This is a genomic window from Pseudomonas sp. GW821-FHT05H12, from assembly GCF_059419385.1.
In genome coordinates, this window is record NZ_JBWKRS010000007.1 from 125,621 (window position 1) to 137,829 (window position 12,209).

The 12,209-nt window shown below is 61.5% G+C and carries 9 protein-coding genes; all 9 read left to right on the forward strand.

The window, feature by feature from the left end:
- Positions 1-261: 261 nt before the first annotated feature.
- The 9 genes from AC07SU_RS08530 (at position 262) to AC07SU_RS08570 (ending at position 12,204) form a co-directional block, all read left to right on the forward strand.
- Positions 262-888 (forward strand): response regulator, encoded by a 627-nt coding sequence (locus AC07SU_RS08530; RefSeq protein WP_494996765.1) that lies wholly within the window; start codon positions 262-264, stop codon positions 886-888.
- A 172-nt stretch (positions 889-1,060) separates the two neighbouring features.
- Complete coding sequence (locus tag AC07SU_RS08535; RefSeq protein ID WP_494996766.1) at positions 1,061-2,125, forward strand: fimbrial protein; 1,065 nt, start codon at positions 1,061-1,063, stop codon at positions 2,123-2,125.
- A gap of 82 nt (positions 2,126-2,207) precedes the next feature.
- The gene (locus AC07SU_RS08540; protein ID WP_494996767.1) at positions 2,208-3,266 is read left to right on the forward strand and encodes a fimbrial protein; all 1,059 of its coding nucleotides are present in this window, start codon (positions 2,208-2,210) and stop codon (positions 3,264-3,266) included.
- 155 nt (positions 3,267-3,421) lie between these two features.
- Positions 3,422-4,486 carry a fimbrial protein gene (locus AC07SU_RS08545; protein WP_494996768.1) on the forward strand — a complete coding sequence of 355 codons (1,065 nt, stop codon included), beginning with the start codon at positions 3,422-3,424 and terminating at the stop codon, positions 4,484-4,486.
- A gap of 259 nt (positions 4,487-4,745) precedes the next feature.
- Positions 4,746-5,294, forward strand: a complete 549-nt coding sequence (locus AC07SU_RS08550; RefSeq protein ID WP_176997647.1) for a fimbrial protein — start codon at positions 4,746-4,748, stop codon at positions 5,292-5,294.
- 54 nt (positions 5,295-5,348) lie between these two features.
- Entirely contained in the window at positions 5,349-6,089 is a 741-nt protein-coding gene (locus AC07SU_RS08555) for a fimbrial biogenesis chaperone (RefSeq protein ID WP_176997648.1), read from the forward strand.
- 75 nt (positions 6,090-6,164) lie between these two features.
- Positions 6,165-8,675 carry a fimbria/pilus outer membrane usher protein gene (locus AC07SU_RS08560; RefSeq protein WP_494996769.1) on the forward strand — a complete coding sequence of 837 codons (2,511 nt, stop codon included), beginning with the start codon at positions 6,165-6,167 and terminating at the stop codon, positions 8,673-8,675.
- 309 nt (positions 8,676-8,984) lie between these two features.
- Positions 8,985-9,518, forward strand: coding sequence for a fimbrial protein (locus tag AC07SU_RS08565; RefSeq protein ID WP_176997650.1), 534 nt, complete (start codon positions 8,985-8,987; stop codon positions 9,516-9,518).
- A 229-nt stretch (positions 9,519-9,747) separates the two neighbouring features.
- Positions 9,748-12,204 carry a fimbria/pilus outer membrane usher protein gene (locus AC07SU_RS08570; protein ID WP_494996770.1) on the forward strand — a complete coding sequence of 819 codons (2,457 nt, stop codon included), beginning with the start codon at positions 9,748-9,750 and terminating at the stop codon, positions 12,202-12,204.
- The last annotated feature ends 5 nt before the right edge of the window (positions 12,205-12,209 follow it).

Consider the following 12,209-nt stretch of genomic DNA (forward strand, 5'->3'; position numbering starts at 1 on the left):
GCTTGCCGGCGATAGCGGTGGGTCAGTCGCACAGAGGTCGACCGACACGCCGCCATCGCCGGCAAGCCGGCTCCTACATTCAACGCCGGAAGGAAAAATCCTACGATTTGCAGGGATTGGTCCTACGCCAACGCTCCAGTCCAGTGCCCATCATTCGCCTTCCTCAATGATTGAAGGACGATCGACGTTCCTCGTGTGTTGCACCCACCGAACAGCCAAGGGGAGAGCCGACTGCCGATTTGTGTTGCAGAAAGGAAAGCTATGTCTAGCGCGTTAGTTGTGGACGACCACCCCTTTATCCGCGCCTCGGTCAAAATGCTGCTGGCCAGGGAAGGGTTCACTGATATTGCCGAAGCCGGTGATGGCGCCGAGGCGGTCCGCTGCGTTCGCGAGCGGGTGCCGGACCTGATCATTCTTGAACTGACCCTCCCCACACTCGACGGGCTGGAGCTGATTGCCCGGGTCACGGGTAAGAATGGCCCCAGCAAAGCCCTCGTGTTGACCTCCCAGCCTGCGCTGCGCTACTGCGCGCGCTGCATGAAGGCGGGCGCGGCCGGGTTTGTCTCCAAGAGCAATGAGCTGGGCGAGTTGGTGAAGGCGGTCGCCGCCGTGATGAACGGTTATACGTATTTTCCCGACCTGGCCAGCAACACCGTGCGGCGCAGTGACACCCAGCGATCGGACCATGACCTGGTGCAACGCCTGTCGGACCGCGAACTGAGCATCCTGCAGCAACTGGCCCTGGGCATGACCAACAAGCAGATCGGCGATGCCATGCTGATCAGCAACAAGACGGTCAGCACCTACAAGACCCGCCTGATCGAGAAACTCAACGTCAAGTCGGTGGTGTACCTGGCGGACTTTGCCAAGCGCAACAACCTGGTGTGAGTGAAAACCTTGGCCTGAGGAAATTTCCTACAAGTTGGTGGGAAATCGGCTGCGCGTTGGGTGATATCGATTTCCCATAATCGCGCCTCTTCTGGCCTTGGCGCCCGACCTCGATCATCCGGCAGGCTGACGGCAACCTATGCCCACAGTCGTGCTCAGCAGGATTTCAAACATGAATTTCAGATCACGACTGCTCAGTTGCCTGGGGGCATCGTCCCTGTCGCTAGCGGCGGTGCCAGCACTGGCCGACTGCAGCTGGACATCGGGCGGTACCACGGCCAAGCCGCTGATGTTCAACGCGGGCACTTACTTCGCGCCGCGGGATATTCCGATCGGCAGTTCGTTGAACAGTCGCCCGGCCGCGATCCAGACCGTCAACTTCGGTGACACGCTGCGTTGCACGGCTTCGGCGTTCTACACCACCACGCTGATCGGCCCGCTGGCCATGGGGGTGCCGGTGGACTACGCCATCGTGCCAGCCAATGCACTCTTGCAGACCAACGTGCCCGGCATTGGCCTGGCCATCTACATGACCGGCTTCACGCCAGAGTGGGCCCTGCCACCGGACAACCCGAACCGCTTTATTCCGTTCACGCTCACTTACGATGCGCCGGCGCCGGTGACAATGCCTTCCATGCGGTTTCGCTTCGCGTTGTTCAAGACCGGCGACATTGCGGCGGGCACCCACAGCATCAACCAGGTAGTTGCCTCCGGTACATCGAACATGGGGCCGATATTCGACCTGACATTCGCCGCCAGCATCACCGTGGCCGGCTGTTCGCTGCCGGCTGCTCCCGGCAATCAGATCGACGTACCCATGGGCACCTGGGAAAAGCGCGTGTTCAGTGGCAAACACTCCACCACGCCGGCCCAGCCATTTGCCATCACCCTGACAGCGTGCATTGCCGGCACCAATTACCCCAACAACGCGGGCGGCTATTTCAACGGCAACTACGCCAATATCCAGATCGATGGCAACAACACCTCTACCATCCTGGACGCGGCCAACGGCATCTTGAGCCTGTCGAGCGATTCTACCGCCCAGGGCCTGGCCATCCAGGTACTCAGGGCTGATGACACGCCCATGAACCTGGGCCAGCCGGTACGCCTGAATCGCATCGCCGACGGCACCACCACGGTGCCGCTCAAGGCGCGCTATATCCAGACCGGCGACGGGCCGACGCCAATGCCGGGGTCTGCCAATGGTTATGCGAGTTTTTCGGTGACCTATCGCTGAACCCGTTCTGACAGTTTGTTTTACGTGCATCCCTGGGTTTCCTGGCCTCATGCCGGCACCCGTTTCCAGCAGGACATCAATCATGCATTTCAGATCACGGCTCTTGAGTTACCTGGGTACTGCGGCCCTGTTGTCTGCTGCGATCCCTTCGGTGGCCTGCACATGGAACTCTGGCAGCACGACGGCCAAGGCGCTGACCTACAACGCCGGGACAGTGTTCTCACCGCGCGATGTGCCCATCGGCACCACGCTGAACAACCCTTCGCCGATCCGTGCCGTCAACTTTGGTGACGGCCTGCGATGCGGCTCGTCGTCGATCTACAACGTCAGGCTGCTCGGGCCGCTGGCCGCCGATATACCGGTGGACTACCTCAACGTGCCCGCCAATGCGTTGTTGCAGACCAACGTGCCCGGGGTTGGCCTCGCGATCTACATGACGGGCTTTGCCGCCGGCTGGCGCACCCCGGCGGACAACCCGAACCGGTTTGTGCCGCTCAACCTGACCTACGCCTCGGGGACCATCGCCGAGATGCCTTCCATCATGTTTCGCTACCTGCTGGTCAAGACCGGCGATATTCCGGCCGGCACCCACAGCATCAACCAACTGGTCGCCTCGGGTACGACCAACACGGTCCCCATGTTCGACCTGACGTTCACCGCCACCCTCACCGTGGCCGGTTGTTCGATGCCGGCCGCCCCCGGCAACCAGATCGATGTGCCGATGGGTACGTGGGAAAAGCGCGTGTTCAACGGCAAGAACTCCACCACGTCGGCAACGTCGTTTGCCATCACGTTGAGTTCGTGTATCGCGGGCAGCAACTACCCCAACAACGCCAACGGCTACTTCAATGGCAACTACGCCAACATCCAGATCGATGGCAATAAGACGTCCAGCATCGTGGATGCGGCCAACGGCATCCTGAGCCTGTCGAGCGACTCCACCGCCCAGGGCGTGGCCATCCAGGTGTTGCAAGCCAATGACACGCCGATGAACCTGGGCCAGCCGGTACGCCTCAATCGCATTGTCAGTGGCACCACTTCGGTACCGCTCAAGGCGCGCTATATCCAGACGGGTGATGGGCCGACGCCGGTGCCGGGCACCGCCAATGGTTACGCGAGTTTCACGGTGACCTACCGCTGATCGTAGGAAATTTCCTACGAATTGGCGGGAAGTCGGCTACGGGTTGGGTGATGGCGATTTTCGATAATCAGGTTTCACCCGGTTTTTATGCCTGCTCCCTCTGATGAGGCCAAAGACCGTCCATGCCTGCAGTTGCTCTTACGAGGACTTCAATCATGAAACAGAGATCCATACTCACCACCGGCTTTGCCGCCTTCGCCCTGGCGCTGGTGGCAAAGCCCGCCATGGCAGCCTGCACCTGGGACTCCAACAACGGCACGCCCAAGCAACTGACCCTGGCCGCCGGTACCGTATTTGCGCCGCGTGACGTGCCGATCGGCACCACGCTCAACAACAACGCGCCGATTCGCACGGTGCCGTTCAACGACCGTCTGGTGTGTGGCCTGGTCGCGCGTTACGCCACCACGCTGGTCGGCCCCGTGGTCACCGATGTCCCGGTGGATGTGGTGCGGGTGCCCGCCAGTTCGTTGCTACAAACCAATGTGCCCGGCATCAGCCTGGCGATCTATATGACCGGTTTTGCCGCCGAGTGGAGAGGGCAGGCGGATAACCCCAGCCGCTTCATTCCGTTTGAACTCAACATGAATATTTCCTATGCCGTCAGCGGAATGACCGGGGCTTTGATGCGCTATACCCTGGTCAAAACCGGCGATATCGCACCGGGCACCCATACCATCAATCAACTGGTGGCCACGGGGACTTCTGATCGTGGCCCGATTTTCGACCTGACCTTTACCGCCTCGGTGACGGTCGCCGGCTGTTCGATGCCAGCCGCGCCGGGTAATCAGATCGATGTGCCGATGGGCACCTGGGAAAAGCGTGTGTTCAACGGCAAGAACTCCACCACGCCCGCCCAGCCGTTCGCCGTCACGCTGGACTCGTGCATCGCGGGCAGCAATTACCCGAACAACGCCAACGGCAATTTCAATGGTAACTACGCCAACATCCAGGTCGATGGCAACAAGACCTCGACCATCCTGGATGCGGCCAATGGCGTGCTGAGCCTGTCGAGTGATTCCACCGCCCAGGGCGTGGCCATCCAGGTGTTGCAGGCCAATGACACGCCGCTGAACCTGGGCCAGCCGGTACGCCTCACGCGCATCGTCAACGGCACCACCACGGTGCCGCTCAAGGCGCGCTACATCCAGACGGCCGACGGACCTACGCCCACCCCGGGTTCGGCCAATGGTTATGCGAGCTTTTCCGTGACCTATCGCTGAGGTTTTCCAGCGCTGCAACGCCAACGCCACGGGGGCATCGCACCTGTGGCGTTGGCGTTTCTGCAGCCCGGTGAAAGGTAGTTATTCGTGGGAAATTTCCTACAACCACAAGGACGTTTCCTACATAGGTGTACCCCTCCAACTTCCAATAATGACACCAGACGAAACGCGCTGACCCGCAGTCGGGTAGCCCCGTCGCTCCGTCTGGATGCCTCCTGCAGGCGCACAGATAACCCCTCTCTTTACTGTGGATGTGATCATGAAAAAGTACGCTCTCAAAGGTTTGACCCTGGCCCTGGTTCTGGGCGGTGCTTCGCAAGCGGCCCTGGCCGCTGATGGCGAAATCAACTTCATCGGCAGCGTCACCGACAACACCTGCCCGGTGGTGGTATCGGACCTCAACGGTTCGGCCGGCGCGGGTGACGTGACCCTGGGCAGCGTCCCTGCCACTTCCCTGGCAAGCGCTGGCGCAGTCGCCGGTGGCGGTGCGTTCACCCTGACCATCGACACCACCGCGCCAGGTTGCAGCGTCACCGGCAAGAAAGCCGTGGTCAAGTTCCTGTCCCTGAGCGGCAACGCCGGCGCCAGCGGCCAGTGGATCGGCCTGACCCCGGATCCGGGTGTGGCTACCAACGTCGCCGTACAGATCAAGGACGCCACCGGCAAGGACGTGCAACTGGGCCTGGAGTCCTCGCCGTACCTGGACCTGACCCAACCGTTGCGCTTCACCGCCAACTACATCGCCACCGGTGCTGCGACCTCGGGCCCGGCCAACGCCAAGGCCGCGTTCACCGTCGACTACCAGTAAGCCCTGTGACACGCCCCAGCCCAGCCGGGTTGGGGCGCCAAGAGGATGACCGATATGAAACGTTTTGCGACCCCATTCAAAGCCACAGCGATGCTGGCCGTGTTGCTCGCCACGACGCTGGTTGGCACCGCAAGCCAGGCCGGTGTGATGCTCGGCGGCACGCGTATCGTGTTCGACGGCAGCAAGCGCGATGCGTCCATCAGCGTCGGCAACACCACCACACAGCCCTATGCGGTACAGACCTGGATCAACACCGAGGCTGACGACAACACCAGCGCAACGCCTTTCGTGGCCACGCCGCCCCTGTTTCGCCTGGACCCGCGCAAAGAGCAGATGGTGCGCATCCAGAAAGTCCCGGGCGCGCTGCCGGAAGACCGCGAGTCGGTGTTCTACTTCAACGCCCAGGAAATCCCGGTGGCCGGCAAGGCCGACGAGAACACCCTGAAGATCGCCATGCGCACCCGCATCAAGCTGTTCTATCGCCCGGCCAGCCTCAAGGGCAACCCGCTGGACGCACTGCCACAACTGCGCTGGAGCCTTGCGCAGGAGCAGGGCAAGACCGTGCTGGTGGTCAACAACCCGTCGGCGTTTCACGTGTCCTTCATCGGCGTGAAGGTATTGGCCGGTGCACACAGCGTGGAAGTCGACGAGCCCAAGATGGTCGCGCCGATGAGCAGCCAGCGTTATGCCTTGCCCGGCTTCAGTGGCAGCGGCGGTGAGGTGATGTTCTCCGCCATCAATGACTACGGCGGCTACAGCGAACCAACCAAAGTCGCGCTGACCCGCACGCCCTGATCCCACTTTTCTTGTCCTTGCGAAGGTGCTCCCGCGTTGCCCCGGCAACGTGATGGCAGCCCATTGAGTATTGTCATGCGAATCGATGCCCTGAACCTCGACTGGTCCTCACTGCCGTTTGCCCCGCTGCGCCTGTCCGCCGCCATCCTGGCTGCGTTGATGGCCGGTGTGGCGCAGGCCGATGACGCAGTGAAGTTTGACTCAAGCTTCATGCAATCCTTTGGTGGCACCGATGCCGGGCCGAACCTGGACCTGGATGCGATTGCCAACAGCGGCAGCCTCGGCCCTGGCACCTACCCGGTGGTCATTCGCCTGAACCAGAGCTTTTTTGATCGCCGCGACATGACCTTCAGCCAGGACGAAAAAACCGGCGACGTGCGGGCGTGCCTGTCGGCAGCGTTTCTCACTGAGCTGGGGGTCAAGCTGGAGGCCTTCCAGGTGCCCGGCGAAAGCCTGCCCGAGTGCATCGACCTCGCGGCGCTGGTGGACGGCGCTGCGGTCAGCTTCGACGCCAACCACCTGGCCCTGGACATCAGCGTGCCGCAGATCGCTTTGCGCCGTGACGCGGCCGGCTACGTGGCGCCGCAGGAATGGGACAGCGGGATCAACGCTGCGATGCTCAACTATCAGTTCTCGGCGGCACAGACCCAATCCAACGCGCGGGGCAGCGGTACGCAATACAACCTCTACAGCAACGGCGGTTTCAACCTGGGCGACTGGCGCTTTCGTACCAGTTCGTCGTTCCGCCAGGACGAGGAGGGCAAGCAGGATTGGCAGCGCAGCAACACCTATGCACAACGGGACGTGACGGCCCTGAAGGGCACGCTGACCGTGGGCGAAAGTTTCACGCCGGGGGATGTGTTCGACAGCATCCCGTTTCGCGGTGTGCAGTTGGCCTCGGACATGGGCATGTTGCCGGACTCGATGCAGGGCTATGCGCCGATCATTCGCGGTATCGCGGAAACCCAGGCCAAGGTCGAAGTGCGCCAGAACGGCTACTCGCTGTACACCACCTATGTGGCACCGGGCGCGTTCGAGATCGATGACCTCAACGCCGCCTCCGGCAGTGGTGACCTGGAAATCGTGATTACCGAGGCCGACGGCCGCGAACGACGTTTCACCCAGCCTTACGCGACCCTGGGCAACATGCTGCGTGAGAAGACCTGGCGCTACAGCATGACCGTCGGCGAGTACAACGCTGTCGATGGCGGCCAGCGCCCGTCGTTTGCCCAGGCCTCGCTGGCCTATGGCTTGCCGTTCGACCTGACGCTGTACGGTGGCTTGCTCGGCGCCAATTTCTACAACGCCGGCGTGGTCGGCATGGGCAAGAGCCTGGGCAGCCTGGGTGCGGTGTCGATGGACGTGACGGCAGCCAAGACCGAAGTGCCGCAGGCGTCCGGCAACCCGGCAGGCAAACAGAATGGCCAGAGTGTCAGCGTGCGCTACGGCAAGGCTTTCGAGACAGGTACCTCGGTGCGTTTTGCCGGTTATCGCTATTCCACCGAAGGCTACCGGGACTTTGACGAGGCCGTGCGCCTGCAAGAGCCCGACAGCTACTACAACCTGTCCCGGCGCTCCAAGGTCGAGGCGAGCATCAACCAGGCGCTGGGCAGTGCCGGTTCGTTTTACCTGAACATGAGCCAGCAGAACTACTGGGGCTCGTCGCGCCAGGACAAGCAGATGCAACTGGGCTTCAGCAGCCAGTACAAGGGCGTGACCTATGGCGCCTATGCCAGCAAGACCCTGACCGACAACTACGGCCAGAACAACCAGGTGGTGTTCACCGTGTCGATGCCGATCGGCCAGACCCGCAGCACCGCCACCTACGCCGTCACACGCAACACCGACGGCAGCCTGGACCAGCGCGCGGGCCTCAGTGGGCGCGATGGCGAGATGACGTACAACGTCAACGCCAACCGTTCGGACAACGCCGGCAATAACGGCTCGGCGCTGATTGGCTACCGCGCACCCTTTGCCCAGTTGGGCGCTGGCGTCAGCGTGGGCAGTGGCTACCGCCAGACGTCGGTGAGTGCGGCAGGTTCGGTGTTGGCCCACAGCGATGGTGTCGAATTCGGGCAGAGCCTGGGTGAAACGGTAGCCCTGGTGGAAATCAAGGACACGCCGAACGTGGGTGTGCTCAACGCCCCTGGCACCTTGACCAACAAGAAGGGCTACGCGCTGGTGCCGTATGTGATGCCGTACCGCAAGAACCGTGTGGCACTGGACACCAGCGAGCTGGACAGCCAGGTGGACATCGAGGACGGCGTAACCAATGTGGTGCCGCGTCGCGGTGCCGTGGTCAAGGCGACATTCGCCGCCAGCCGTTCGGAGAAAGTCGTAGCCACGGTGCGCCTCGCTGACGGCGGCCTGCCACCGTTCGGCACTTCGGTGCTGGATGCAAAGGGCCTGAGTGTCGGCGTGGTCGGGCAGGCCGGGCAGGTGTTGATGGCGGTGGGTGAGGGCACCCGGTTCAGCATGAAGTGGGGCGAAAAGGACGCGCAACGTTGCACGTTCGAATTGGATATCAGCAAGACCGAGCCGGTGGATGGGTACCGTGTGATGGCGGCGACTTGTGCGGCGCCATGAGGCGCAATAGGACAAATCTGTAAGGGGTGCCCCAGGGAAAATTCCTACAGTCCGAGCGGAACGAGCTTACATTTCAACTTCCGCATACACCGCATTATTTGTCCCGCACTACAGATGTTTGAAGTTATTGAATACCGATGATGTTGGCCGCACTTTAACTGACTGAACAACGAAAACACTCAAGCTGATACTTGAGTTGTTTTAACGGATGAATGTTGTTTGGCGGGGGAACTAGTGATGCAGCAGGGTTGTGTATTAAGGCTCCAGCATCTTTGTGCCAATCCCACTATTAATTCAAGAGTTGTACTCATGAAAAAGCTTGTTGCTGTTACTGCCGCTACTGTTGTTATGGGTCTTGCTTCGTTCGCCAACGCTGCCACGCCGGCCACCGGCAACCCGGGCACCGTGCGCTTCATTGGTGAAATCGTTTCCGGCGCTTGCGGTATCGATGCCAACTCTCTGGACCAGACCGTGTCCCTGGGCCAAGTGCCGTCGAACCAGTTCAAGGCCATTGGTGATCGTTCGACCCCGACCAAGTTCGACATCGTCCTGACCGAGTGCGACACCTCCACCCAGAAGAACGCCCGCTTCACCTTCAGCGGCGTGCAAGACCCTGTGGTTCCAGGCCTGTTCGCCACCACCGGCCTGGCCCAGAACGTCGGTATCCGCCTGCAGGCCAGCGCTGGCGAAATGCTGGACAACGGCACTGAGCAAGTCGCACCGGTAGTGCTGCAAGACGGCAACAACACCGTCACCTTCGCCGCGATGTACGAAGCCACCGCCGCTTCCGTCACCACCGGTGAAGCCGACAGCGTTGCCAACTTCACCGTCGCCTACAACTGATACGTGCGCGGGTGGGTTCGCCCTTGATCATGTAGTGAGCGGGCTCGCCCCGCGCTGCGCCGGCACAGGTCCTGAGTGTCTTTAGTTGGAATGAGGTGGCTGGACTAACGCCGCGCGGGGTAAACCCGCTCACGACAGGTTTTGTCTATCAGTGTTCGTTGTTGGTGTTGTAACACTTTGGGACGCAAGCCCCTTTTTTATTGTCTCTTTCGGTGCTGATAAAAGGGTAATGCCCGTGTACTGCCGCACACTTATTCTGTCTTGCGTATTACTGCCTTGCACGGGTTATACCTATGCGCTGGAGTTTAATACTGAGTTTTTAAATATTGACGGTCATGACGGTGTCAGTCTCGGGCAATTTACTCATGCGCATTACACTGTGCCGGGCAACTACGTATTGGATATCGTGGTTAATCAACGTTACTTCGGAACACGTTCCATTGAATTCAAGAGCGGTGATCAACCGCAACAAAGTTATGCCTGTTTGCCACAGTCGCTGGTCGAGACGTTCGGGCTCAAGCCCGACCTGTTCAAGCGCCTGCCACGCATTGCCGATGGCCAATGTGTCGACCTGAGTGTGATCGAAAACGCCAGCGTCACCTACGCCCAGAACCTGGGACGGTTGCTGATCAGCCTGCCCCAGGCGTCATTCGAATATGATGACCCCAATTACATCCCGCCGGCCGCCTGGAGCGAAGGGCTGGATGGCGCGTTGCTCGATTACCGGGTAATCGCCAACAGCCGCCAGACCACCGGCTCGGCGTCCAGCGGCGACTCCACCTCGTTACAGAGCTACGGCACCGCAGGCCTGAACGTCGATGCCTGGCGGCTGCGTGCCGATTACCAGGCCCAACAGGTCACCGGTAACCAAGGCGGCGGCAACAATGGCCAGGCGTTCCAGCTGAACCGCTTGTATGCCTATCGCGCGCTGCCGTCGATCCACTCGAAACTGTCGGTGGGCGAGGACTACCTGAACTCCGACGTGTTCGACACCTTCGCCCTGCGCGGCGCGAGCCTGAGCAGTGACGACCGCATGCTGCCGCCGAACCTGCGCGGTTACGCGCCGCTGATCAGCGGCCTGGCGCGCACCAACGCCACGGTGACCGTGTCGCAGCAAGGCCGCGTGCTGTATTCCACCACGGTGACCCCGGGTGCGTTCAGCCTCCAGGACATCAACAGCAGTGTGCAAGGCACGCTGGATGTGACCGTGCGCGAAGAAGACGGCACCGAGCAGAAATTTACCGTCACCACCGCCGCTGTGCCGTTCCTCGCCCGCGAAGGCGAGTTGCGCTACAAACTCTCGGCGGGCCAGCCACGTCTGACGGGCAGGGGCGGCACCGAACCGAGCTTTGTCGCCTCCGAACTGGCCTACGGTTTATCCCGCGACTGGACGGTGTACGGCGGCATGCTGGCGGCCACCGACTACCTGTCCAGCGCCGTGGGCGTGGGCCGCGACCTGGGGGTGTTCGGCGCGGTGTCGGCAGACGTCACCACCTCGCGCGCCAAATTGCGCTGGACCGGTGAGACGGCAGTGGGCAACTCCTACCGCATCAACTATTCCAAGCATTTCGACGCCATCGGCACCGACCTGCGCTTTCTCGGTTATCGCTTTTCCGACCGCACCTTCACCAATTTTTCGCAGTTTGTCGGCGACCCGGATTCCTACGCGTTGAACTCGGGCAAACAACGCTATTCGGTGATGCTCGCCAAGCGTTTTTCCTGGCTGTCGACGAGCCTGTCCTTCGACCACTCGACCTTTTGGGACGCTGCCCCTTCGGACCGCTTCGGCCTGACGCTGGCGCGCAGTTTCACCCTGGGCAACGTCAAGAACATCAACCTCAACCTGTCGGCCTACCAGACCCGGAACGCGCAAAACAGCGACTCGCAACTCTACCTGGGCGTGAGCATTCCATTGGGCGGGCGCTCGATGATGTCGAGCAACTTCCAGCGCGGCAGTTCGGGCACATCCTCTGCCAACGTCGGCTTCAGCCACGATGACGGCGAAGGCATGAACTACCAGGTCTATGGCGGGTTGGGCGACAACAAATACGTCAACGCCTACGTGGGCCAACGTGCGTCGACCTATCGCGCCAATGCGTCGGCGACCACCGATGGCAGCACCTACCGCTCGCTCACCGGCGAACTCGACAGCTCGCTGGTGGTGACCCGTTATGGCGTGACCGCCCACGGTAATGGCTCGAATGGGGACACGCGGTTGCTGGTGTCCACCGATGGCGTACCGGACGTGACGTTCACCGGCCAGGCGCGCACCAATGCGCAGGGCTACGCGGTGATGGACGGCCTGCCGTCGTTCCAGGCGTATGAGGCGCGGGTCAATCTGGAGAAGTTGCCACTCAAGACCGAAGTTTCCAACCCGATCCAGCGCCTGGCATTGACGGAGGGGGCCATCGGCTACGTCAGTTTCGCCGCCGCCCAAGGCCACAACGCCTATGTCGAACTGATCCAGCAAGACGGCCGGCCGGTGCCTTTTGGCGCATCGGTGCAGGACAAGCACAGCCATAAGGAAGTGGGCATCGTCGGGGAGGCGGGCGTTACCTATTTGCTGGGCGCCAAGACCGGCGGCGAACTGGTGGCGCGCTGGGACGACAGCAAGTCCTGCGCCCTTGAGGTGCTGCCCGATGCAGACGTTGTCACCAATATCGCCGCGTCGGTGCGGTGTTTGTGAACCCT

Excerpts from the sequence above, each read along its gene's own strand:
- AC07SU_RS08570 (WP_494996770.1), top strand. The coding sequence starts at position 9,748 with ATGCCCGTGTACTGCCGCACACTTATTCTGTCTTGCGTATTACTGCCT.
- AC07SU_RS08540 (WP_494996767.1), top strand. The coding sequence starts at position 2,208 with ATGCATTTCAGATCACGGCTCTTGAGTTACCTGGGTACTGCGGCCCTG.
- AC07SU_RS08555 (WP_176997648.1), top strand. The coding sequence starts at position 5,349 with ATGAAACGTTTTGCGACCCCATTCAAAGCCACAGCGATGCTGGCCGTG.
- AC07SU_RS08565 (WP_176997650.1), top strand. The coding sequence starts at position 8,985 with ATGAAAAAGCTTGTTGCTGTTACTGCCGCTACTGTTGTTATGGGTCTT.
- AC07SU_RS08550 (WP_176997647.1), top strand. The coding sequence starts at position 4,746 with ATGAAAAAGTACGCTCTCAAAGGTTTGACCCTGGCCCTGGTTCTGGGC.
- AC07SU_RS08560 (WP_494996769.1), top strand. The coding sequence starts at position 6,165 with ATGCGAATCGATGCCCTGAACCTCGACTGGTCCTCACTGCCGTTTGCC.
- AC07SU_RS08530 (WP_494996765.1), top strand. The coding sequence starts at position 262 with ATGTCTAGCGCGTTAGTTGTGGACGACCACCCCTTTATCCGCGCCTCG.
- AC07SU_RS08545 (WP_494996768.1), top strand. The coding sequence starts at position 3,422 with ATGAAACAGAGATCCATACTCACCACCGGCTTTGCCGCCTTCGCCCTG.
- AC07SU_RS08535 (WP_494996766.1), top strand. The coding sequence starts at position 1,061 with ATGAATTTCAGATCACGACTGCTCAGTTGCCTGGGGGCATCGTCCCTG.